The following is a 23,034-nucleotide window of genomic DNA, read 5'->3' as shown; positions in this document are numbered from 1 at the left end:
ATTAATCTAAAATTTGAAGTTTTACCGTTTTGCGTCCCCAATTTAAAGCTGAGCTTTGAGATGCCATAAATAAATCAACGCGAGTACCTTTAATGGCACCGCCAGTATCTCCAGCAATTGCTTCTCCGTAACCTTCTACGTATACGCGAGAACCTAATGGAATCACGCGAGGATCAACTGCAATTACTTTTCGATTAGGATTTGACCTTAGATCGATCCCTGTAGCAGTGATTCCGCTGCAGCCTGCACAGTAAGCAGTATAAGCTGTTGCTTCAACCGTAATCTCTTTCGAAACCGACTTGCTTTCTTGCACTGGAGCAGGCGCCGGCGTTGAAGTCGACTGTGCTGAAGTTGACGGTGTTGAAGGAGCATCAGGTGATGGCGTTGATAGTTTCGCCTGAGCTGCAGCTTGTCCGCCTACTTGTAGCACTTGATTAATGTAAATCGTATTAGACGATAAGTTATTCCACTGTTTTAATTGAGAAATTGAAATGCCGTGTCGCTGTGCTACGCTCCACATTGTATCTCCAGGCTGAACTTTGTAACTTTTACTGTTGCTAGGAGCCGGGGATGCTGGCGTTTCGTTTGTTTTTTCTTGTACAGGTGCTGAAGGTGATGATGAAACAGTTCCTGTTCCGCTTATTTTTAGTACTTGATTCACATAAATTAAATGACTAGATAAGTTATTCCACTCTTTTAGCTGCTGTACAGAAGTACCGTTGTTTTTAGCGATACGATAAAGCGTGTCGCCTGATTGTACTGTATATGTATGGTTTGAAGATGTCGTAGTTGGAGTTGAACTAGATGAAGAGTCAGTAGATGTAGATCCAATTTGTAATGTTTGGTTTGCATAAATTAATGTCGAAGAAAGACCATTCCACTTTTTTAAGTCTTCAACTGTTACATTATGTTGCTGTGAGATGCTGAATAACGTTTCTCCAGCTTTTACTTTATGCGTGTCTGTGTCAGCTGATGCTGCGTCTGCAATTCCAATTGATACTAAAGCTGTAGCCCCTAATGTAAAAATGTGTTTTTTCATCTAATATTTCTCCTTTATTTCCAATAGTTGTCTCTTATTCTATCAGCAATATGTAACAAACTCATGACAAAATGGTAGGTTTTATATTACAAGTTTGTAACAATACGTCTAAAGTGATAGAAAAAACGCAGTTTTTTTACGATTATGATGAAAAAAGTCTTAATTTGTCTGTAGAGATAGAATAGTAAAAAAGATGTTCTGCTTTTATAAAAATGAAGAAGAAAGAAGCTATGCTATATTCAAATGACATGATAGAATAGACAAGTTAGAAATGAACGGATAAAAAGGGAGTTAGACATCTATGGAAAAACGCTCTATCTCTTCATATTTAAAAGCATGGGTGCGCGCACTTTCAATTGAGATTAATTATATGAAGAAACACGGCGGAGAAAAGTATACGGTAGGAAAAGGAGAGTACTTAGGGCAGCAGGAGGATGCGTATCTTTACCGGTTTGAACGCACAGCCGATTTATACCTTTTTGATGGAGCTCAGGTACGCCTTGTCCACCAGCATAAAGAAAGTAAAGGAGAAGTGATTGGAACAGAAGGGTTTGATCTGTACCTTAAAATAGATGCGTTTATTGGACAAGAAGTAGACGAACTCGATATATATAACGAACCATGGGAATTATTGCAGGCTCTCATTGATAGACTCACGGAATCAAAAGATTACAAGCAAAAAATAGTAAGAATCAAACGTCTTATGAGAGGCGATAGTCCTGTGCGTCATAAGGAGTATACGTCTAAGAACGCTCTTCATGAAGTGTTACTGCGAGCGCGTTATAATCGTACTACTTATATTTGGGGGCCTCCTGGAACAGGAAAAACATATACGCTGTCCAAAATCGCGGCAAGCTATTACCGGAAATCAAAGCGGATCCTTTTATTATCTCACAGTAATGCAGCGGTGGACGGTTTGCTGCAAGAAACTGCGCGTCAGTTAAAAAAGAAAGAAGCTTGGAAAAAAGGAAAACTCATTCGATACAGAGCAACAAAAAGCAGCGGCTTAGAAAATATAAAAGTAGAAGAAGTCATTGGAGAAGATGATCCGGATTTAGCTCAGGAGATGCGTGATTTACAAGAAGAACGAGTTTACTTAAGCAGGTATCCCAATAGAGCACACCAGCTTCAGCAAGTTAACAAAAAGCTAAACGCCCTTCGTAACAAGTGGATGGAAGCGGAGAAAAATGTTTTTGATCAAGCGTATATTGTAGGCACTACTTTATCAAAAGCGGCTATTGACCGATTACTTTATCAAAGTGAATTTGATATGGTTGTGGTAGACGAAATTAGCATGGCATATGCACCGCAAATTGCTTTTGCAGCTACGTTAGGAAAACGAATTGTTGTATGCGGCGATTTTAAACAGCTTCCCCCGGTATCTCAATCTTCTCATGCTGAAGTGAAGAAGTGGCTGCAGCGAGATTTATTTGAGCAGACGGGTCTTGTAGAGCAAGTAGAAAGCGGTGAGATACACCCGCATCTTTTTATGTTGACGAAGCAAAGAAGAATGCATAAAGATATCTCAGCTTTTACAAATCGCTATATTTACAGCAATCGAGTAGCAGATCATCCATCTGTCACAACAAGTCGAGAAGTAGTAGCAAGCAGCCGGCCGTTTGCTCATGAAGCAGCGCTTATGCTTAACATTGGTCATTTGCATTCTTCCGCTATGCGAGATGCTGCTTCCGGCTCACGCTACAATGTGATAACGGCTGTGTTGGCGGTAAGTTTGATGCTGCGGGCAGGCAAAGCTTCTTCGGCTACTCTTGGCTATGTGACTCCTTATAAGTCTCAAGCCAAATTGATCAATGCATTTCTTCAAGATATTGAACCAGCTAGCGATATAATTGCAGCAACCGTACACAAATTTCAAGGGGCGGAACGAGATATCATGATTTTTGACACGGTCGATACAAAGCCGCAGTCAAAACCAGGATTACTTTTAACAAATGAAAATAGCGATCGATTGGTAAATGTGGCGGTGACGCGTTCAAAAGGAAAATTTATTATGCTTTCAGACGAGTCGTTTGCCCAGCAGCGCGTACCAAAAGAGCGAGCGTTATGGAAGTTGGTCAACCACTTTAACGAAAATCAAAAAGTATACCAGCCTCAGGAATTTTTAAAAGAAGTCATTCAGCATCCTAAATTGATTTGGTATCATCCATCGAACAGCAGTCAGTTAAAAAAAGACTTATATCAAGCTCGGCAGCAGATTTTATTGTGTATTCCTTATGCTTCCCTTGTTCCTCAAGAAATACGTGATATGTTAAATTCGTTTAAAGGTGAACTGACCGTTCTTACTCGTGAACCAACAGAAGTTCGAATTGACGGCGCTCATGTCATTTCATCTCCTGTTCCGATGTCACTGCTTATCATCGATGAATCTACTATATGGATTAATATGCCTTATGGCGGAAAGAATGAAGCGTTTATGGCAGCTAGAATTGAGTCAAAGCTAGGCGCTAAACAGCTTATTCGGTCAATTGACTTTACCGAAGATAAAACAAGAAATCAAGAAACGAAAATGTATATAGAAACAAATAAACCACAATATTCTTTGAGCAATTATCTTCGCAGCTGGGATCGCTGTGAATCTTGTCAGCATATGCGAGAAGTAGAGATAACAAAAAAAGGAAAAGTAAGGTTTATTTGCTATTATTGCGGGAAAACAAGTGGGGCAACACGTTTATTAATGGAAAAATATTTAAACTACGTGCATGCTGTATGTAAAGCATGCAAGCAGCCGATGAACGTAGATTATGATGAAAATAAAGGCGTCTACGCATGTTGTCGATCGTGCAAAAAGGAAGTTTTGCCTAGAGATTTATTGTAACTTTAGGAAAAGGGCGTGATCTTATCGTTTACTCTCGTAATGTAGCGGCTTTAGCTGATTGTTTGCTAGAAGGAAACGTTCAAAAAAGCTGGCTGCTTATTGCTATATATATAGAAGAAGGCCATTCTTCAACTGACGTATACACGTTTCTGACAGAAGCGATGTATGAGATAGGGAAAAGGTGGCAAGAAAATAAAATTTCAGTCGCGGACGAGCATTTGGCTACTGCAACCTGTGACTATGTGTTAACTCGCTTTCAGCTATCACGGCATCAATTGCTTCAGCGCCATCGAGCACTTCTTTTTTGTATTGAAGGAGAAGAGCATTACTTAGGTATTAAAATAATTGCAGGACTTATGAGAGAACAGGGATGGGAAGTTAAAAACTTAGGAGCAAACTTACCGCTGCCGTTTGCTCTAAAAAGCATTGAAAGATGGGACCCTGATGTAGTGTGCTTGTCTGTCTCCCAAGTGCATTTGCTACCTGATTTACAAAAGTACATTGCTGAGATTGAAAACATGCCGCAAAGTCCTCTTGTATTAGTAGGCAGCAGGCTTCTCAACAAGCATGATTTATCGGCTTCAGGATCTTCAAAAACCATATTCATTAATCATATTCAAGCTTTTAAAGACTGGCTTCTAATCAATAATAAAGAAAGTTCGATGCAAGATAAAATGTTAGTAATGGGGGAAAAAATATGATCAGTTTGCCGATTCAACACATCCCGGTTCCAATGTTTTTACTCAATAAAGACAACGAAATAATTGAATTTACACCAAGCGTCACGAAAAATTTCCCGCCTGTTCAGAACTTTTTAGATCTAGTTGATGAAGACAGCCAAGAAAAAGTAAAAAGAGCACTCCAGGGAAAGGAAGAAGTGCAAATCGAAGTAAATATGCGCACGTTTTCTAACCCGGTTGCTCTTTTTGATTTTCATTTTAAGCCTGAAGCGTATCATTCGCTGCACGCTGTTTTCTGCTATCCTATTCATGAGCATATGATGAGTGTTCAATCAACTCTTCAACAGTTTCGCTCTATGCTTATGCAAGACTCACCACAAGTGAACCAAGATTTTTCAGTCAGGGAAACAGATGTAGAAACGGTGAAAAAAATGCAGCTAGTTGATCTTCAGCGTCATTTTCGAGAAATGAAAACAAATGTGCTAACCATTCAAGACCTCCTAAGTATTATCCGCTCCGACGTAATTGAAGCAGGAAAAGGAGAATATATTGAATTGGTCTCTACACATTTGTTTGACATTCAAGATGTAATTAATCAGGAGCTTGAATGTTTAAGGCAGAAGAACAAAGTACATTAAGAAAGCGGCAATCGGATTTCTACCGTTGTACCTTTTCCTTCTTCACTATCATACGAAATGCTTCCTTTATGATTACTAATGATTTTGTGACTCACCATCAATCCTAATCCTGTTCCTTTTTCTTTTGTTGTATAGAAAGGCTCGCTAATTCGTGTTAATCGATCTTTCGGCATGCCTTTTCCTTCATCTATCACTTGGACGACTACTTGATTTGTATCTGGATCAAATTTAGATACCACCAGAATAGACCCGGGGTCATCCATCGCTTCAATAGAATTTTTTACCATGTTGATAAATACTTGTTTCATATCTTTTTCAATACAATGAACAACAGGTAATTTTTCTTCAAAATCTGTTGAAATAGTAATGTTTTTAAGAATGGCCTGTGTATGCAGCAGCGTACATACGTCTTGAAGAATTAAATTTATCTGTTTATTTTCATATTTTACGACTTCGGGCTTGGCTAGAATGAGCAGTTCGCTAATAATTAGTTCTAAGCGGTTAAACTCGGACATCATGACATCCATATATTCTCTTTTATACGTTTCTTCTTGCATCATAAGCTGTAAAAAGCCCTTTAATGATGTAAGAGGGTTTCGTATTTCATGGGCAATGCCAGCAGCCAGCTGTCCAAGTGCTGACAGCATCTCTGAATTTTTGAGCATCATTTCCGACTGTTTGCGCTGTGAAATGTCTTCGCTTAACCCAATGTAATGGATGATTTCATCCTGATCATTTTTAACAGGCATTAAGGCTAACTGTTCCCAAACGGTTTCTCCGTCTTCTTGAACGTAGGAAATTTCTCCGTTCCATTTTTCTCCTCTGTATACTTCATTCCAAATCTTAGGGAATCTTTTAACCCCCAGCTTTTTTGTATATAAGTCATAGAGGTGTAGTCCAAATACTTCCTGCGGGGCATGCTTTTGCTCCATGAATTTTTGATTAATGTACTTAATTTTACCTTGATGATCGGTAATAAAAATGCCCGTAGGACTGTGAGCGACTGCAAATGATGTAATAGCCAATTCTTCATTTGATCGTTTAATTTCTGTAATATTAATAAATGTAATAACTACACCGTTAATTAAATTCTCATTTGTACGATAAGGCATCATTTTCATGCTGTACCACTGGTTATCATAGCTTTGAATTTCTTTTTGAAGGGTGTTATTTGTTCTTAAAACGTGCATGGCATCCTCGATTAGATGGTCATATCTAAAGTTATGCGAAATATGAAAGAAAGGTCTTCCAATATCTTGATGAAGAACGTTGATGACTGTTTTCGTTTCCGGCGTAAATAATTTAATATTCAGCTGCTCGTCTAAAAAGATGGTAGCAATAGTTGTGCTGATTAATAAATTATCGATATCGTTGTTTAAGTCCGTTAATTCTTCAATCTTTCGCTCGTACTGGTTGTTAACACTAATTAGCTCTTCATTAACAGACTGCAATTCTTCATTTGTGGACTGCAGCTCTTCGTTAGAAGCAATCAGTTCTTCGTTTGTGGACTTTAGCTCCTCATTTGCTGTTTCTAACTCTTCAATCGTCGTTTGCAAATGCTGCTGCGTATAATGAAGCTCTTGCTCTAAATCTACTACAAGCTCACTAATAGAGCTTGTTTGATTAAGAAACATGGGCTCTTCCTTATCAGTAATGGCACTGTCTGTCTGTTCATCAAACATAAGTAAGTAAAGAGAGTGATTTGTTGGAAGGGCAGATATCGTAATATTAAAACGGCGCTGCACGTCGTTTATGACAAACTCAATGTGCTGACAGCATACGCTCATACCTTGCTCTTTTACACGTTTAATAGCTGCTCCAATGGCTAAAGAGACGTGAACTGGAACCATTTTGAAAATTGTATAATTAATTTTCCCTACAGGAACGTTAATAAGCTGAGTCGCTTCTTTTGAACAAAATATTACTTCGTTGTATTCATTTAATACAAGACAAGGGCTCATAAAGTGATCAATCATTGACTGGTACATCTCATCTAATTTAAGTGAAGGAAGAGGCTTATAAAGTTGGCTTGGGAGCGGCACGCTAGAAAAATCACCTTCATGCAAGCTGGATTTAGAAAGATTAAAAGCTCCCGTAATTTGTCGGCTGGGCTGGCCCGAACGCTTAAATATTTTCCACTTACTGTTGATAGGGCGGAACAAATCAGATAAATTTCCCGTTGTTTCACTAGGGCCTAAAAAAAGCACGCCTTCTTCTGTCAAAGAAAAATGGAAAAGAGACAGAATGCGCTGCTGCAGTTCAGCTTGGAAGTAAATCATCATATTTCGACAGCTAATTAAATCAACGTTTACAAAAGGCGAGTCTTTTCCTATATTATGCGGGGCAAAAACAATCATTTTGCGGATTGTTTTTTTAACTTGATAACCACCGTGTTTTGTTTGCTCAAAATATTCATTAATCTGAGCTGCTGAGAAGGAATGAACTTCCGCTTCTTCATAAATACCTTGACTAGCTCTTTTGATTGCATGACGATCGATGTCCGTAGCAAAGATTCGGACATCGAAATAACGGTTGATTGTTGATAAATAGTCATGAAGCAAAATAGCTAATGTATATGCTTCTTGACCAGTAGAACAACCTGCTACCCAGATGCGGATTTCATCTTCTTGACTATGAATCTTTCTTTCAACTAATTGAGGGATGACTTGTTCTTCAATAATAGAGAATGCTTCTTTATCTCTAAGAAATTGCGTCACTCCAATCAACAAGTCTCGCTGCAGTTCGACGATTTCTTCGGCTTCTTTACATAAATAGTCCCGGTATTCTTCCATCGTTTGAGAGGGCGGATCGAGTAAAGCCATTCTCTTTTCAAGTCGTCGCAGCACCGTGTTTTTTTTGTACATAGAGAAGTCGATGCCTGTTTTCTTCTTTATTAATGAATAAATGTATTGCAGCGTTTCTTCATTATATGTAAATTCAGTTTGGCTGACATGCGTTTGCACAAGGTCAGGCATATCAGCAGGAGAAAGAATATAATCAGCAAGGTGTGCATCAATAGCGCTTAGGGGCATATCTCTGTACTTTGCTGTGCTTTCATCTTGTACAAGTACAGTTCCGCCATACTCTCGTATCGTTTTTGCTCCTCCTGTTCCATCATTTCCTTTTCCCGATAAAATAATGGCTGTGCACCGGTGTTTTTTTGAAGCAGCCAAAGAATGAAAAAAGGCGTCAATCGGATACTTTACCTGATCATTTTCTTCATAAGGACGAAGGCGAAGAGTATGATCAACAACGGTCACATAATGATGGGGAGGATTTAAATAAATTGTGTCTTCTTGTAAAGTCATCCCGTCTTGTGTCAGTTTGATATTCATTCCTGTTTTCTTTGCTAAAAGTTCTGGCATAAAACTTTTATATTTAGAGGAAAGGTGCTGCACAATAATAAACGCCATTCCATTTGGTGAAGGCATATTAGCGAAAAACTGCTCAATAGCTTCTAACCCTCCGGCAGAAGCGCCAATTCCCACAACGTGTAAATCCTGTTTCTCTATTCCTTCTGAAGACGATGGAACTGTAGAAAACGAGTTGTTCTTCATAATAGAACCTCCAATAATGTTTCGACACTTCCTAGATTGTATGTCGTTTTGTTTATTTTAATGTCGACAGCACAGTGTGGTTTACATCAAAAGTAAATTTTTCAAAAAAAACCAAGATGCTGGTACATAGGTTCATTTTAGCAAACCTATTATATTGTTCAAATAACGTTTTCAAAATTCCTCTATTTTTTGCAAAAAAATTTAAAGCCCAAACTATACAGTATGCCCCGATTTTCTTTATATAAACGCATTTTTATAAAAAAAATCGTTTTTTTTTGCAGAAAAAAATATTTAAAAAAGTTTTGTTTACGCTTACATATGCATAAGGTTATACGCTCAAGGAGGAAAAAAACGGTTAAATTCAACTTGACACTCTTTTTCAGCATGTTACTATAGGAACCGTTGAAAGAAACGAGAACAAAAATACGAACAAATGACAGGGGAGATTTGATGGATCAAAAACAAAAAGTTGCTTTTTTAGGTGCTGGATCAATGGCAGAAGCGATGATTTCCGGTATGGTCAATGCAAAGAAATTACCTGCTGAAAATATTATCGTAACAAATCGAAGCAATGATGCGCGACTGCACGAACTTGAAAATAGATATGGTATCACAGCAGTAAAGCGCAGCGAGCTGAAAACAGATGACATTGACGTTTTTATTCTAGCGATGAAGCCAAAAGGCGCTGAAGAGGCATTAAACGAATTAAAGCCTCAAATCAACAAAGACCAGCTTGTCCTATCTGTTCTTGCAGGGATTTCGTCTTCTTACATGGAAGAGTTATTGCATGATGAACAGCAGGTCATTCGAGTGATGCCGAATACATCAAGCATGATTCAGCAATCAGCAACGGCTATATCTCCAGGTCAATATGCTGCAATGGATGCTGTGCTAACAGCAAAAGAGCTGCTTTCTGCAATCGGAAAAGTATACGTGATTGATGAGCCACAAATGGACATTTTTACAGGAATTGCCGGAAGTGGACCCGCTTATTTTTATTTCCTTATGGAGCATATCGAAAAAGCAGCAAAAGAAGAAGGTCTCGATCCTGAGCTAGCACGTGAAATTGGCGCCCAAACCATTTACGGTGCAGCAAGAATGATGATGGAAAGAGATGAAACGCCGACGGAGCTTCGTGAAAATGTGACGTCTCCAAACGGTACAACAGCAGCTGGTTTAGACGCCTTAGCTAAACACGGCGGCGGAGAAGCAATGATGCAAGCAGTCAAAGGAGCATCAAAGCGTTCAAAAGAAATGAGTGCTCAACTACAAAAAGTGGCAAGTACTAATTAATGCGTCACTTATCTTCTTCGTGAATTCCTCACCACAAAAAAATAATCATAAACAAGAAAACATACAGAACACACTAGGAGTGATTTGATGAGTCCCGACAATAAGAAGCGGGTTGTAATTAAAATTGGAAGTAGTTCATTAACAAGTTCACACGGTGAAATCAGCAGACGGAAGCTCGAGCGCCTTGTGGATCAAGTCGTAGACTTAAAAGACAGCGGTCATGAAGTGCTGTTGGTTTCATCAGGAGCTGTAGCTGCAGGATACCGCAAGCTTGGCTGCTTAGAGCGACCTAGCTCTTTGCCTGAAAAACAAGCAGCTGCCTCAATCGGTCAAGGACTGTTAATGGAGGCTTATTCAGAACTGTTTCTATCGCATGGATACGTTGCTTCTCAAATCTTAATTACAAGAGACGATTTTTCAGACGAAAATCGTTACAACAATGCCCGAAATACAATTAACGTGCTGTTAGAACGCGGCATTGTGCCAATTGTCAATGAAAACGACACGGTAACCATCAATCGATTAAAATTTGGCGATAATGATACACTTTCAGCTAAAGTTGCTGGACTAGTGGATTCCGACCTGCTTATTATTTTATCGGATATCGATGGCTTATACAGCGCGGACCCTCGCCAGGATCCAAATGCAAAATTAGTTCCTCACGTAGGGGAAATCACGCAAGAAATCGAAGAATCTGCAGGAGATTCAGGAAGTTCAGTTGGAACAGGCGGTATGCGCTCGAAAATTGACGCGTTCAAAATCGCTATGGCATCAGGAATTCCAGCATTTTTAGGAAGAGCCGGCGTGCCAAACATCTTAACACAAGCGGTTGACGGAGATGCAACAGGAACGTATTTTGAATCTGAAGATGATTCTGCGAACCTTAATCAGAAAAAGCAGTGGATCGCGTTTAACTCTGGTCCTGAAGGGGAAATAGTAGTCGAAGATGCCGCGAAACGTGCAATTATTGAAGATAAAGAGCCTTTACTTCGCGAGCACGTTAAATATATTAAAGGCCACTTTAGTGAACGAGCAGTTGTACGTATTCTAGATAAAGACGAAAATGAGCTGGCTCTTGGCGTGACAAATTATTCATCTGATGAACTTGCACTGAATGAGCCAATTGATCAACCGATTGTAGACAGCGAAGGTCTAGTGTGTCACTTGGAAATTCCAGTACCGGTCGGTTTGTAAGCAAACATGCTGTAAAGAAAAGGAGCCCTTCCTTTTCTTTGCATGATTGCATTTACCTCTTATGCCTCACACTTTAAAATCAAACAAAACTAAAACGAATCCAGGAGTGATTTGGTGTTACAAACAAATGAAAAGTATTCAGTAGAAGAACAAGCTATTTCAGCAAAAAAAGCAGCTAAACAATTAAGTTTACTAACAACAGAACAAAAAAACGATGCGTTGTTAACGATTGCCTCTACACTTGAAAACAACACGGAGTATATTTTAAAAGCAAATGAAGTAGACTTAAAAAACGGGAAAGAAAAAGGGTTTGACGAAGCGCTGATGGATCGCCTTGCTCTTTCAGCGGAACGTGTAAAAGAATTTGCAAACGGCCTTCGTGAAGTTGCTGAGTTAGATGATCCAACAGGAGATGTTTTATCAAACTGGACATTGGATAACGGTCTAGATGTAAAGCAAGTACGCGTGCCTCTTGGCGTTATCGGAATGATTTATGAAGCACGTCCAAACGTAACGGTAGATGCAACAGGGCTAGCGTTGAAATCTGGAAATGCCATTGTGTTAAAAGGCGGCTCTTCAGCTATTTCATCTAACCAAGCTATTGTGGACATTATTCATAAAGCTCTTGATGAAACGCCAATTCCTAAAGAAGCGGTACAGTTTATTTCAAGCACAGATCGTGCGGCTACGCAAGAATTATTTACAATGAAAGAGCATATTGACGTGCTAATTCCGCGCGGAGGGGCTTCGTTGATTCAAGCGGTCGTCAATAACGCAACGGTTCCTGTGTTAGAAACGGGAGTCGGAAACTGCCATATTTATATCGATGAACAAGCTGACGTTAAGAAGGCCATTCCGATTTTGATAAATGCAAAAACAGATCGACCAGCGGTGTGTAACGCAGCAGAAACGGTTCTTGTACACAAAAACTGGCTCCATTCTCATAAAGATGAATTGATTCAAGCATTCAATGATCACAATATTGAAGTATATGGTGACAAAGCGACAGTAGGTGAAATTCCTGGAGCAAAACCAGCGGCTGAAAAAGATTGGGCTGAAGAGTATTTGCGCTTAGCGATCGCGATGAAAGTAGTAGAAAGTGTGGATGAAGCGATTGACCATATCGAAACATATGGAACAAAACACTCTGAAGCCATTATTTCAGAAGATGAACAAGCCGTTTCACGCTTCATGTCTTTAGTGGATGCAGCGGCACTGTATCATAATGCATCTACGCGTTTTACTGACGGAGGAGCTTTAGGATTTGGAGCTGAAATTGGGATTTCAACTCAAAAGCTTCATGCACGCGGTCCAATGGGACTTCCTGCGCTTACGACAATTAAATATATTATGAGTGGAAACGGACAAACTCGATAAGAAATGAAAAGCGAGCCTAATCATGTGCTCGCTTTTTTTTTTTTGAAAAGACAAGTAAATGGAAGCTGATTTGTAAAAAATTATAAACTCTGTTATAATAGTAAAATATATAATTTTTGTGATCTTCATTTTTGTTCTTTTCAGACTATCCCGTTGTTTTAAGAAAAGCAACTGCTATCTGCTTTGTTATAACTTCATTTTTATTTTAGTCTTTCAAGACGCCGTATGTATTCCTCAAAGATTGATTTACGGATGTATAGTATCACTTTATCTTGCGCCATTTACCACATTTACACGCTAAGTTAATCTTCATTTATTATCCACTTAAAAAGTACTGTTTAAAGGAGACGATGTGTATGTATAATCGTAAAAATTTAGAGCCGGCTGTTATTGAAGAAACAAAAGTTTGGGAATGTACATCAGATACGTGTAATTGCTGGGTTCGAGATAACTTTAAAAGCGGAGATCAGCCAACTTGTCCAATTTGCAAAAGCGAAATGAAGCAAGCTGTAAAAGAACTGCAGGTTATTCATAATCCTAGAGTCATTGATTAATAACTTTTAGGAAGACGTTTTTTGAAAGGGGTTTGTGGATGTTTCTAGGAATTGATCATGTTCAGCTTCTTGGTCCAGAAGGATGCGAGCAAGAAGCAAGAAATTTTTATGAAAATCTTTTAGGAATGAAAACTGTTCTTAAGCCGGAAAATTTAAGGCACAGGGGCGGCATATGGTTTCAATGTGGGACTCAAGAAGTGCATATCAGTATTCAAGATGACTACATACCTGCTAAAAAAGCGCATCCAGCTTTTGTCGTGGAAGATATCAAGACGCTTAGACGTAAGCTGGCAAATTCGGGGTGTGTTCTTTCTGAAGAAGAGCCTATTGCAGGGAGAGAACGTTTTTTTGTCCATGACCCGTTCGGAAATCGATTAGAATTTTTACAATATGACAAATAAAAGACCTCCAAGCGGAGGTCTTTTATTTTAGGGCGTTATCTAAATACGTATATACCGTTTCTTTGCTAACTAATACTTCATTTTCTCTGTCTTTATCTTTTTGCCACTTTTCCCGTGCTTTTGCTAATACTTCTTCGGCTTCATCCTTAGGAATGACAATGACTCCACCGTCGTCACCTGCAATAAAATCCCCAGGACGGATCTTCACGCCTCCGCAGGAAATGATCTCGTTTACCTTTCCTTTTTCTTTTTTGCTGCTTGCTGCGATCGTAGAGCCCTTGCAAAATACGGGGAAATTGAGCTTTTCAATGTCTTCCTGATCTCGTATAACACCATCGAGTACAATACCGCTTATTCCAACAAGCTTCGCCATGGCTACTACGAAATCTCCTGCTAAGGCACGGTTGCAGTAGCTTTTTCCATCAATGACGAGCACGCTTCCAGGCTCCGCTAGTCGAATCGCTTCAAGCACTGAGTAATTATTGCCAGCAGGCGTATCTACAGTAAGAGCTGGCCCAAATAGTTTGTAATGACGCTGCAATGGCTTAATAGAAAAGTCTAAGTGGTTTGCACCTTCCATTGCATCTGATAAATTTGCTGTTGATAATGGGAGCTGTTCATTCAACATCGTATCTCTCCTTTTTGATTATATTCTATCTATATTCATATAAGAGAAAGCTCTTATTTATGAAAGAGCACGCAGATAACGTGAAGTATTGGCCATCAATTAACTGCAAACATACAGCATTAGAAGCTTTCAGAGCCAATTTTAAATGCATTGTACTATATCTTTGAGGCGCCGCTGTTTCTCGTATGGTATTCGTCATATAAGCGCCTATATCCTTTAATTAGTAATAAAGGTGAAGGTAGCACATAGCCTATAAGACATTATTAAAGAAGTGGAAAAACCAAGGAACTCTACAAAAGTTACTTTAGATAATATTTTTGGCAAAGTGTAAAATAAGCTGTATTTAATGAAGATGAAGGACCTTTGTTAGTTTTATGAAGGTCTCTGGTTTATACTTGAATAGTCTTATATACACAAGAAATACGTGCAAATGTTTAATCCTGTGAACATTTGATGTAGCTTGATGCATTTTTATATAAAAAAGTGAAACCTTTTGGTATGATGAAACGTAGGAACATATATGGAAATCATATATGAAAAAACATATGTGACGTTAGTCATTTAGTGGAGGGAAAACAATGGTAAAAAAATTATTGGCCGCATTTATCGCATTAGCGGTTGTGTTTTCACCAGTCGGTGGATCACTTATTCATGACGGTTCAAACGTAGCAAGCGCAAAAGGGTATAAGTCAGGAAAGCGCTCTTTTGACAGCGGAAGCAATAACCAATCAAGCTTATTTAAAAACAATAACAGCAACTCTGTTAAGCAAAACAATACGTCTAAAAACTCATCATCTAAAAGTACAGCGGCTAGCTCAAAGCGCGGCGGCTTAATGAAAGGTCTTTTAATGGGAGGAATTGCGGGCTTATTATTCGGAAGCTTGCTATCTAGCTTAGGACCATTAGGCCCAATTTTAGGCTTTATGGTAAATATGCTTGTGATTGTAGCTTTAATTCTTCTTGTAGTAAAGTTATTCCAAAGCGTACGTAGCAACAAGCGTAAAAATGAGGAAGTGAAATCGTGGAGACAATAAAAATTTCTGAACAAGATATTATCAATGCGATGTGTTTGTATATCGCAGAAAAAAAACAAGTTCAGCCTCAAGAAGTAGAGATTGAGCTAATGTATGATGATGACTACGGTTTTTCAGCAGAGTCATACGTACATGATCGTAAGCAGGTTCATATTACTTTGAACATTATTGAAGCGCTGCGCTTTTGGCTGGATGCGGAAATGAACGTAGACCCATACGCAGCAGGACTAGAACTGGAATTAGACGATGAAGAAGGCATTATCGCTTTTGCTAAATTAAGTCGTTAAAGAAGCCTTCAATAAAAAAACCGCTCACTTGAGCGGTTTTTTTATTATGATTTTAACTGTTCGTTGGAACTGGACTTATCGCGTTTTTTAGTGAAAAACCACCAGTTGGCATCTCCAAGCAATTTCATAAGAGAAGGGACAAGAAGCATTCTGACAATCGTTGCATCGATAAATATAGCTAAAGCAATTCCTACACCCATTTGTTTAACAGGCGTTACGTCTGTAAAAGCAAAGGCTCCTGTAATCACGATCATAATTAAAGCAGCGCTCGTAATAATTTTACTAGTGGAAGCTAAGCCTTCTACCGTTGCTACATTATTATCGCGGGTTTGATGATACACTTCATGAATGCGCGAAATCAAAAAGACTTCGTAGTCCATGCTGAGCCCAAATACAAGGCCGAAAACAAAGACTGGCAGCACTAAAGCAATATTAGATTGAGTAAGACCTAAATGTCCATTTTGAAACAGCCATACAAGTAAACCAAACGTAGCTGTTAAGCTTAAAATATTCATAATAATAGCCTTTAAAGGAATGAGAACAGAACGAAAAGCAATCATTAAAATGACATACGTTGAAAATAAAACAAGAGCCAAACCATATGGAGCTTTTTCATAAATTTCATCGAATATTTCTTGTTCAAATTTTGGATAGCCGCCAATATGAACGGTGAAAAGTGAACGTTTGTCTTTCCATTTTCGAACAAAATCTTTTGCTTCATCTGAATTTTGGTCTGTATCTAGCGTAGCTTTTATAAGCATATAATGTCCGTTAATGAACGAATCTACAGCTGGCTTTGCCTGCGCACTTATCTGCGGGTTTTCCAGCATAGCTTGAAGCTGATCACTCGATTTTACGTTTAAAGCGGTAGAAATAGAATCGACTTGCTTAACTAACGAATCTTCTTTTAATTGTTTTATAAAAGTAAAGGCATTTGTTAAAGGCTTTTTATTCAGCATATCTTGCTTAGCTTCTAGCACAAAATAAACGTCTGCCGTGTTTTTATTTATAAATGTATCGTTATACGTGTCAAAAGCTTGACGAGACTCGTATTTTGTTGGCAGCGCTTCTGAAGACGGTATTTCTAGATGCATGTCTCGAACGGGAATAAGTGCTACTAACAGAATGATAAGAGAAACAATCGTCATAGTTACAGGCTTTTTCATGACAAATGTAGCGAATGAACGCCACCTAGACTGACCGCCTTGTTCACTGACTTTTAAGATGCGTAAACGATTAATGCGTGTACCTAATATAGCCAGTATGGAAGGAAGCAGCGTAAGAGCTGAAAACACAGCAATAAAAACAACAGCCATTCCTCCAAGAGCGACGTTTTGAAAAATATCCACTTGGATAAACAGCATTCCCGCTAATCCAATAAATACGCATAATCCTGAGAAGATGACCGAGCGTCCCGCTGTTTGAATGGTGATTTTGATTGCTTGTTCTACCGATTTTGTTTGGATTTCTTCTTTAAAGCGATTAATAAATAAAAGGGCAAAGTCAATACTAAGAGCTAATCCAATCATTGGAATCACATTTAAAATAAAGATGGACAGCTCTGTGTACGGATGAAAGAAATAGACAACGCCCATGGTGGTAACGACGGTTACAATTCCTATCATAAGAGGAATTGCAGCGGCTACCACGCCGCCAAAAGCTAGAAGGAGCACAACTAAAGCAACAGGTATACCGATGGCTTCTGCTTTTGCTAAATCTGCTTGGCTTGCTGTATTCATATCTTTTTCAATAATAGGACCACCGGTTAATTTTACACTAACTTCTTTTTCATCAGCTGAAAGAGTTCTGATCTTTTCCACTCGTTTATCCATCGTTCCATCATCGTGATTAAAGTGGATAATTCCATACGCTGTGCTTCCTTTTATCATCTTGTTAGAAGCCGTTGGTATGTCAACTTTCGACGCGTCTGATTTGTCCTTTGCTTTTTGCATATACTGAGCGATCGTTTGCTGGAATTTTGAGTCAGAAACTCCGTCTTTTTTTTCAAACAAAACGATGATCTGAGCTTCGCTAACATCAAATTTATCAACTAAAAGCTGCTCGGTATCTTTATACATTCCTTTCATTTCAAATCCGTTTCCTCCCAGCACAGAAGGAAGCTTAGCCGCATAAAAGCCAAATCCGACAATTAGAATGATCCACAGTATTAATAAAAATTTTCTGCCCGCATATAATGCGTTCGCTACTTTATTCATATTAACCTCCCATTTTTTGTACAGTTACTAGACTATTTTATACTAACAGTTATTGTAATTAGAAGAAGTATTGTGTTTTTTTGTTTTTCTTGCCTGAAAAAGCTTTTTAGATAGATGGGCAGAGGTGTTTCCTCAGCAAAATCGTGTTTATGTTTCAGGAGATTTAGGGAACACTGTACATAAATGCACGAAGGGGGATTTAAAAAGATGCAAATGAAACAGTCAGCTAAAATGACGAATAGTTACGGGTGTAAAAATGAGTATGATACATTAAAACGTGTGGTCGTTTGCCCACCTACATATATGAAAATTGAAGAAATTATTAATGAAACACAAAAGCATTATGCGGACGAAAACATTGATGAAAGCTTGGCTTCAAAGCAGCACCGTCAATTTGTCGAATGCCTTCAAAAAGAAGGAGTAGAAGTCATCGGGCTATCTGCACAAGAGCCATTTCCAGAACAAGTATTTACGCGGGATATTGGCTATACGCTCGGAGACACCGTTATTGTCACGAAAATGGGAAGCGAGATTCGAAGTGGAGAAGAACAAGTGCTAGCAGAGTGGCTGAAGCAGCAAGATATTCCTTTCCATCAGGTACCGGACCATCCCATTGAAGGTGGAGATGTGCTGATTGATGGACAAGCTATTTTTATTGCGCTCAGCGACCGTACAAGTAAAGAAGGCGTGGAGCATATCCAAGAGCTGCTTCCAGCGTATGAGGTTGTTCCGATTCCTATTGATCGGTCTTATCTTCATCTTGATTGTGTGTTAAATATTTTATCACCTACAGAAGCGCTCGTATTTTCACCAGCTTTACATGAGAAAGAATTAAATTTACTTCGCATGAAATATGACTTAATTGAAGTAACAAAAGAAGAGCAGTTTACGATGGGAACCAATGTATTATCCATCGGTAATCAGCGGGTGATCAGCCTGCCAATGAATACAGAAGTGAATGAAGAGTTAAGGAAACGGGGCTATAAAGTAATTGAAGTTGATATATCTGAAATTATTAAGTCGGGCGGTTCTTTCCGCTGCTGCACAATGCCTCTTGAACGAGTGTAAAAAAGCTTAAAAAGAAAAAAGATCTCGGCAATAGCCAAGGATCTTTTTTTTTGAGGGATGTTGTATAAAATTTCAAGTGAAAGGAACATTAACCTATATAAGCTGTTGAAGGAAAGGAGTGATAAACATGGCAAATCGTAATCCTATTGTAGTTCAAGGTGCTGAACAGCTTCTTGATCAGTTAAAAACGGAAATTGCGGGAAGACTTAACGTTCAGCTTGGCGCTGAGCAAACGGCTCGTGCAAATGGTTCTGTTGGTGGAGAAATGACGAAGCATCTTGTTGCAATGGCGCAACAGCAATTAAGTGGTGCACAAGGACACATTCGCTAGTCTGCTCTACATAAACACTCTGATGAAAAGTTCTGGCTCTTTTGAGCTGGAACTTTTTTTGTGGAAAACATCATTCTACTTTCTCTTGGTCGTTTGATTTGAGATTTTGCTTGAAATTCTCCACTTTCAAGGTTGAAAAGTGCATAAAATGGGAAAAGAACAAAAAAAGAGAAAGTAGAGGTTTATCATGAAAAAGCTATTATCATTTGGAAAAAGTCTTGGTAAAGAAATTCAAGAAGACCAAGCAACGGGACTAGCGGCTGAGCAAGCCTATTATTATATGCTATCATTATTCCCTATGCTTATTTTACTGATATCGATTGTTCCGTATCTATCGATTAAACCGGAAGAGGCAATCGATGTCCTTCAAAGCGTTATGCCGGGAGAAACGGCTGCAATCTTTAAAGATAACGTAGCTCAATTTATAAGCCAACCAAACGGCGGGCTACTGACTGTAGGGATTTTAGGAACCATTTGGTCTGCTTCAAACGGTATGAACGCCTTTATCCGTGCAATGAACCAAGCCTACGACGTGAAAGAACAGCGCTCGTTTATTAAAGTAAGAGGCCTGTCCATTCTTTTAACAATTGGATTAATTGTAACAATTGTTGTATCGCTTCTTTTACCAGTGTTCGGAGGGGTTTTGTTAAATTGGATAAGCGAATGGTTTTCTCTTCCTTCAGGTACAACAGTGGTTTTAAATATTCTGCGCTGGATTATCGGTGTCGGCATTATGGTACTTGTTTTATCCGTATTATACAGATTAGCGCCAAACAAAACGTTTCCTTTTGCCCATGTATGGCCCGGAGCGCTCGCTGCTACGCTGTTATGGCAGCTGACATCTTTAGGATTCTCATTTTACGTAAGCAACTTTGGCAATTATTCTGCTACTTATGGAAGCTTAGGAGGCGTGATTGTTCTGATGCTTTGGCTATTTTTAACGGGGTTAATTCTCGTTATTGGAGGAGAGATTAACGCTATTTATCACCGAAACAAAACGGCTGCGCCTCCTAAAGATACGTCTCAGGCGATGTAATAAAAGATGTAATAAAAAAGGAAACCTTTATAGAGGTTTCCTTTTTTAACGTTTAAAGCTATTCACAAGCTGTTTAAATGAGTTGGCTGTATATTTGACCGAATCTTTTTTGTACTGTACATCGGTTTTAATCGCTGCTTGTGTTACTTTTAAATGATTTGTTTTTTCTTTGATATGATCAGTTTCGTTTTGAAGATGCTGAGAAGTGGCATTTACAGAGTTCACAGTTGGCTTGATTTTTTTATTAAATGATACGCCTGCGTAAATAAGATACGCAAGTGATGCCAAAACAACAGCTAAGCTTATATAAACAATAATCATCGGTGTGCCTCCTTTGTACGTATTTATATTTATATAGGTGAGAATAAAATATATACGAATATCATCCTCTTTATTTAATTGTTATACCCATTTTTAATCAAAACAAACAAAAGCCTGCCGAGAAGACAATATATTGGATTTTTTCTGAAATTTCATTCATCATTACATATAGAGTTACCTTGAAAGGAGAGAGAAGAAGAATGCCGTTAGATCCGCATATTCAAATATTTCTAAATCAATATAATGAAATGCCCCGTCCTTCTTTAGAGGACGTTACACCCCCACAGCTGAGGGAAATGGAAAAGATGTCCTTAACTCCTTCTAAAGAAGCAGTTAAAAAAGTATATAATGAAGAAATTGAATTAAATGAACGTACGCTCACTCTACGAGTGTATGAACCTGAAGGAACAGGGCCATTTCCCGCTCTTGTTTATTATCACGGAGGAGGCTGGGTATTAGGCAGCCTGGATACTCATGACTCCATATGCAGGTCGTATGCAAATGAAACGAACTGTATTGTAGTGTCTGTTGATTACCGCCTTGCTCCTGAGAATAAATTTCCCGCTGCAGTAAACGATGCCTATGACGCCTTGGAGTGGATTTCAGCTCGCGCGTCTCAATTAAATATCGATTCAAACAAAATTGCCGTCGGGGGCGACAGTGCCGGTGGTAATCTTGCTGCGGTTGTAAGCATTTTAGCAAAACAAAGACAAGGTCCATCCATTGTTCATCAGCTGCTTATTTATCCGTCTGTAGGATTTAAAAATCAACACCCTGCCTCTATGAAAGAAAACGCCGAAGGATATCTTCTTTCAAAAGATCTCATGGATTGGTTTCGCCTTCAGTACTTAAATAATAAAGAAGAAGAACAGCACCCCTATAACGCTCCGGTATTACTAGAAGATTTATCGAGTCTACCGAGCGCTACCATTATTACAGCACAATATGATCCTTTAAGAGATAGCGGAAAAGACTACGCGGACGCATTAAAAAATCACGGTGTCCCCGTCACCTATGAAAATTATGAAACAATGATTCACGGGTTTTTAGGGTTTCATGAATTTGTTCCACTCGCTCAGCAGGCGATAAATAAAAGCGCAGCTCAACTGCGTCAAGTATTTGATTCTATTTAAGGATATATAGTGTCATAAATTATATGAACTTGGGAGAAGCAGCACATGGATGTGCTGTTTTTCTGTGTTGATAGGGAGAAAAGATTGACAAGAGTTTCAAAAAATAGCCCATTATCTCTTTTAAAGTCATTTTGTTTGGAGTATAGTAGAAAAGTAGGATAAAAACATTTATTGACATTAAGTAAGGTGATTTTTTGAATGATAAAAAACAAGTAGGTCAGCTGATTCAAGATCTGCGAAAGATTGCGGAAATGACAACTGTCGAGTTATCAGAAGGAATTTGTACTGAAGAAGAGCTACATCGATTTGAACAAGGTGAAATTCATGCAAGCAGTGAAGTTCTCTATCATTTATCGAAACGCTTAGGGGTTCCGATGAATTATTTCTTTGAAGCAGGAGAGCTAACGCCCAACGATTATTCAAAAGAAATTAAATCGACCATTAGGCATTATATACGAAAACGCGATTATGAAACCGTGTTACATATGGTGAACAAAGAAAAAGATAATCCTATGTTTCAAGATCCTTTTCATGCACAATTTTTCCTATGGCACGAAGCCATATGTGATTATTATATTGGAAATAAATTTGAACAAGCGCTTCGTAAATTGGAAAAAGCTATTGCGTTCACGCGTACGAGCGAACAGTTTTATTCAGAAAAAGAGATTGCTATTTTAAATAGTATTGCCATTATTTATGAAGAAGAAGGTCATTTAAAAAAAGCGTTCAGTACGTTTATGGAAGGATTGCAGCATATTGCTTTGCTTCCTAAGTTAAAAGATCCTCTTGTTAAAATTCGAATTTTATATGGATTATCACGTGCGCTTTTGCAAATGGAACGTTATGAAAAGTCGGTTAAATATGCACAAGCAGGACTAGAGCTGTGTATTCAGCATGAGACGCTTTATTTATTAGGAGAACTGCACTATCAAATTGGAGAAGCACTCTGTCAGCTTGATGAGCTTAAAGAAGGAATAGCCTACCTAGAAAAAGCTATTACCGTTTTTGAAATTGAACAAAATGAAGCGTTTGTGACCATTATTCAAGAAGAGATGTCTAAATATCAAGAAACAAAAAAGAAGAGCTGATCGCTCTTCTTTTTTTATCTCCAATACACTGGGTGTGGGTAAAATGGACGAGGACGAGGGTAAAAGTAAGGGGGGTGGTAATAAATAGGACGAGGATAAGGGGAAGGATAAAATGGACGTGGGCGAGGATATGGATAATAACCATATGGGAATCTTTCTTCAGTTTCATGAGGATTCGAATAATAATCATAGCCATATTGGTACTCTTCTAAAGGTTGTTCCGGGTAATATTGATAATTCACTCTTTTCACCGCCTAAGTTTTTATGCTTTTTACTGTATTCATTATAGAAAGAATTGGAGTATGTACTCATCAAACTTTTAA

20 protein-coding genes are annotated in these 23,034 nt (G+C 38.6%); 15 read left to right on the top strand and 5 right to left on the bottom strand.

The window, feature by feature from the left end; all coding sequences use genetic code 11:
* Position 1: 1 nt before the first annotated feature.
* Positions 2-1,039 carry a LysM peptidoglycan-binding and 3D domain-containing protein gene (locus ACFX40_RS14790; RefSeq protein ID WP_377255387.1) on the bottom strand — a complete coding sequence of 346 codons (1,038 nt, stop codon included), beginning with the start codon at positions 1,037-1,039 and terminating at the stop codon, positions 2-4.
* A 301-nt stretch (positions 1,040-1,340) separates the two neighbouring features.
* Here ACFX40_RS14790 and ACFX40_RS14785 point away from each other — a divergent pair, with 301 nt between their 5' ends.
* The 3 genes from ACFX40_RS14785 to ACFX40_RS14775 are packed head-to-tail and all read left to right on the top strand — an operon-like array spanning position 1,341 to position 5,193.
* Entirely contained in the window at positions 1,341-3,875 is a 2,535-nt protein-coding gene (locus ACFX40_RS14785; protein ID WP_377255384.1) for an AAA domain-containing protein, read from the top strand.
* Positions 3,869-4,576, top strand: a complete 708-nt coding sequence (locus ACFX40_RS14780) for a cobalamin B12-binding domain-containing protein (RefSeq protein WP_377255714.1) — start codon at positions 3,869-3,871, stop codon at positions 4,574-4,576. The genes ACFX40_RS14785 and ACFX40_RS14780 overlap by 7 nt, the downstream gene beginning before the upstream one ends.
* Positions 4,573-5,193, top strand: coding sequence for a hypothetical protein (locus ACFX40_RS14775; RefSeq protein ID WP_028408578.1), 621 nt, complete (start codon positions 4,573-4,575; stop codon positions 5,191-5,193). Before ACFX40_RS14780 ends, ACFX40_RS14775 begins: the two co-directional genes overlap by 4 nt.
* Here ACFX40_RS14775 and ACFX40_RS14770 read toward each other — a convergent pair.
* Positions 5,190-8,750 (bottom strand): CheR family methyltransferase, encoded by a 3,561-nt coding sequence (locus tag ACFX40_RS14770; RefSeq protein ID WP_252123189.1) that lies wholly within the window; start codon positions 8,748-8,750, stop codon positions 5,190-5,192. The genes ACFX40_RS14775 and ACFX40_RS14770 overlap by 4 nt on opposite strands.
* A gap of 450 nt (positions 8,751-9,200) precedes the next feature.
* On the opposite strand from ACFX40_RS14770, the gene proC reads away from it, so the two are divergent.
* From proC to ACFX40_RS14745, 5 genes are all read left to right on the top strand, one after another.
* Positions 9,201-10,043, top strand: coding sequence for a pyrroline-5-carboxylate reductase (proC, locus tag ACFX40_RS14765; RefSeq protein ID WP_013056987.1), 843 nt, complete (start codon positions 9,201-9,203; stop codon positions 10,041-10,043).
* A gap of 87 nt (positions 10,044-10,130) precedes the next feature.
* On the top strand, positions 10,131-11,237 hold the full coding sequence (gene proB / locus ACFX40_RS14760; RefSeq protein WP_013056988.1) for a glutamate 5-kinase: 1,107 nt from the start codon (positions 10,131-10,133) through the stop codon (positions 11,235-11,237).
* Between the two features lie 114 nt (positions 11,238-11,351).
* Positions 11,352-12,614 carry a glutamate-5-semialdehyde dehydrogenase gene (locus ACFX40_RS14755; RefSeq protein WP_377255381.1) on the top strand — a complete coding sequence of 421 codons (1,263 nt, stop codon included), beginning with the start codon at positions 11,352-11,354 and terminating at the stop codon, positions 12,612-12,614.
* 356 nt (positions 12,615-12,970) lie between these two features.
* Positions 12,971-13,168: a cold-shock protein gene (locus tag ACFX40_RS14750; RefSeq protein WP_013056990.1), complete on the top strand. Its 198-nt coding sequence runs from the start codon at positions 12,971-12,973 to the stop codon at positions 13,166-13,168.
* A 38-nt stretch (positions 13,169-13,206) separates the two neighbouring features.
* Entirely contained in the window at positions 13,207-13,569 is a 363-nt protein-coding gene (locus tag ACFX40_RS14745; protein WP_028408575.1) for a VOC family protein, read from the top strand.
* A 22-nt stretch (positions 13,570-13,591) separates the two neighbouring features.
* On the opposite strand, the gene ACFX40_RS14740 is transcribed toward ACFX40_RS14745, so the two are convergent.
* Positions 13,592-14,197: an RraA family protein gene (locus tag ACFX40_RS14740; protein WP_028408574.1), complete on the bottom strand. Its 606-nt coding sequence runs from the start codon at positions 14,195-14,197 to the stop codon at positions 13,592-13,594.
* A gap of 578 nt (positions 14,198-14,775) precedes the next feature.
* Between ACFX40_RS14740 and ACFX40_RS14735 the strand changes: the two genes are divergently transcribed.
* Together ACFX40_RS14735 and ACFX40_RS14730 are read left to right on the top strand one after the other, a co-directional pair.
* Positions 14,776-15,231, top strand: coding sequence for a hypothetical protein (locus ACFX40_RS14735; RefSeq protein ID WP_013056993.1), 456 nt, complete (start codon positions 14,776-14,778; stop codon positions 15,229-15,231).
* Positions 15,219-15,518, top strand: coding sequence for a YxcD family protein (locus tag ACFX40_RS14730; RefSeq protein WP_336063805.1), 300 nt, complete (start codon positions 15,219-15,221; stop codon positions 15,516-15,518). Before ACFX40_RS14735 ends, ACFX40_RS14730 begins: the two co-directional genes overlap by 13 nt.
* A gap of 44 nt (positions 15,519-15,562) precedes the next feature.
* On the opposite strand, the gene ACFX40_RS14725 is transcribed toward ACFX40_RS14730, so the two are convergent.
* Positions 15,563-17,734: an MMPL family transporter gene (locus tag ACFX40_RS14725; RefSeq protein ID WP_098432769.1), complete on the bottom strand. Its 2,172-nt coding sequence runs from the start codon at positions 17,732-17,734 to the stop codon at positions 15,563-15,565.
* A 207-nt stretch (positions 17,735-17,941) separates the two neighbouring features.
* On the opposite strand from ACFX40_RS14725, the gene ACFX40_RS14720 reads away from it, so the two are divergent.
* The 3 genes from ACFX40_RS14720 to ACFX40_RS14710 all read left to right on the top strand — a co-directional run bounded on the left by ACFX40_RS14720 (position 17,942) and on the right by ACFX40_RS14710 (position 20,169).
* Complete coding sequence (locus ACFX40_RS14720) at positions 17,942-18,802, top strand: dimethylarginine dimethylaminohydrolase family protein (RefSeq protein WP_098249756.1); 861 nt, start codon at positions 17,942-17,944, stop codon at positions 18,800-18,802.
* A 127-nt stretch (positions 18,803-18,929) separates the two neighbouring features.
* Positions 18,930-19,133: an alpha/beta-type small acid-soluble spore protein gene (locus tag ACFX40_RS14715; protein ID WP_098249755.1), complete on the top strand. Its 204-nt coding sequence runs from the start codon at positions 18,930-18,932 to the stop codon at positions 19,131-19,133.
* 187 nt (positions 19,134-19,320) lie between these two features.
* Positions 19,321-20,169 (top strand): YihY/virulence factor BrkB family protein, encoded by an 849-nt coding sequence (locus ACFX40_RS14710; protein ID WP_016764059.1) that lies wholly within the window; start codon positions 19,321-19,323, stop codon positions 20,167-20,169.
* 45 nt (positions 20,170-20,214) lie between these two features.
* Here the strand turns inward: ACFX40_RS14710 and ACFX40_RS14705 are convergent, their stop codons facing one another.
* Positions 20,215-20,490, bottom strand: coding sequence for a hypothetical protein (locus ACFX40_RS14705; RefSeq protein ID WP_025752355.1), 276 nt, complete (start codon positions 20,488-20,490; stop codon positions 20,215-20,217).
* A 200-nt stretch (positions 20,491-20,690) separates the two neighbouring features.
* On the opposite strand from ACFX40_RS14705, the gene ACFX40_RS14700 reads away from it, so the two are divergent.
* Both ACFX40_RS14700 and ACFX40_RS14695 read left to right on the top strand, forming a co-directional pair.
* Complete coding sequence (locus ACFX40_RS14700; RefSeq protein WP_377255378.1) at positions 20,691-21,623, top strand: alpha/beta hydrolase; 933 nt, start codon at positions 20,691-20,693, stop codon at positions 21,621-21,623.
* Positions 21,624-21,817: 194 nt separating this feature from the next.
* Positions 21,818-22,711, top strand: coding sequence for a helix-turn-helix domain-containing protein (locus ACFX40_RS14695; RefSeq protein WP_025752359.1), 894 nt, complete (start codon positions 21,818-21,820; stop codon positions 22,709-22,711).
* The last annotated feature ends 323 nt before the right edge of the window (positions 22,712-23,034 follow it).

It is taken from the genome of Priestia sp. YIM B13552, assembly GCF_042787775.1.
GTDB lineage: Bacteria > Bacillota > Bacilli > Bacillales > Bacillaceae_H > Priestia > Priestia megaterium_E.
Note: the sequence above shows the minus strand (reverse complement) of the source record. Positions and strands in the feature narration are given on the sequence as shown.

What these genes read in the sequence shown, in the direction of transcription:
- ACFX40_RS14790 (WP_377255387.1), bottom strand. Translation starts at nt 1,039, where the DNA reads ATGAAAAAACACATTTTTACATTAGGGGCTACAGCTTTAGTATCAATT.
- ACFX40_RS14785 (WP_377255384.1), top strand. Translation starts at nt 1,341, where the DNA reads ATGGAAAAACGCTCTATCTCTTCATATTTAAAAGCATGGGTGCGCGCA.
- ACFX40_RS14720 (WP_098249756.1), top strand. Translation starts at nt 17,942, where the DNA reads ATGCAAATGAAACAGTCAGCTAAAATGACGAATAGTTACGGGTGTAAA.
- proC (WP_013056987.1), top strand. Translation starts at nt 9,201, where the DNA reads ATGGATCAAAAACAAAAAGTTGCTTTTTTAGGTGCTGGATCAATGGCA.
- ACFX40_RS14705 (WP_025752355.1), bottom strand. Translation starts at nt 20,490, where the DNA reads ATGATTATTGTTTATATAAGCTTAGCTGTTGTTTTGGCATCACTTGCG.
- ACFX40_RS14700 (WP_377255378.1), top strand. Translation starts at nt 20,691, where the DNA reads ATGCCGTTAGATCCGCATATTCAAATATTTCTAAATCAATATAATGAA.
- proB (WP_013056988.1), top strand. Translation starts at nt 10,131, where the DNA reads ATGAGTCCCGACAATAAGAAGCGGGTTGTAATTAAAATTGGAAGTAGT.
- ACFX40_RS14770 (WP_252123189.1), bottom strand. Translation starts at nt 8,750, where the DNA reads ATGAAGAACAACTCGTTTTCTACAGTTCCATCGTCTTCAGAAGGAATA.
- ACFX40_RS14775 (WP_028408578.1), top strand. Translation starts at nt 4,573, where the DNA reads ATGATCAGTTTGCCGATTCAACACATCCCGGTTCCAATGTTTTTACTC.
- ACFX40_RS14735 (WP_013056993.1), top strand. Translation starts at nt 14,776, where the DNA reads ATGGTAAAAAAATTATTGGCCGCATTTATCGCATTAGCGGTTGTGTTT.
- ACFX40_RS14710 (WP_016764059.1), top strand. Translation starts at nt 19,321, where the DNA reads ATGAAAAAGCTATTATCATTTGGAAAAAGTCTTGGTAAAGAAATTCAA.
- ACFX40_RS14725 (WP_098432769.1), bottom strand. Translation starts at nt 17,734, where the DNA reads ATGAATAAAGTAGCGAACGCATTATATGCGGGCAGAAAATTTTTATTA.
- ACFX40_RS14750 (WP_013056990.1), top strand. Translation starts at nt 12,971, where the DNA reads ATGTATAATCGTAAAAATTTAGAGCCGGCTGTTATTGAAGAAACAAAA.
- ACFX40_RS14745 (WP_028408575.1), top strand. Translation starts at nt 13,207, where the DNA reads ATGTTTCTAGGAATTGATCATGTTCAGCTTCTTGGTCCAGAAGGATGC.
- ACFX40_RS14715 (WP_098249755.1), top strand. Translation starts at nt 18,930, where the DNA reads ATGGCAAATCGTAATCCTATTGTAGTTCAAGGTGCTGAACAGCTTCTT.
- ACFX40_RS14740 (WP_028408574.1), bottom strand. Translation starts at nt 14,197, where the DNA reads ATGTTGAATGAACAGCTCCCATTATCAACAGCAAATTTATCAGATGCA.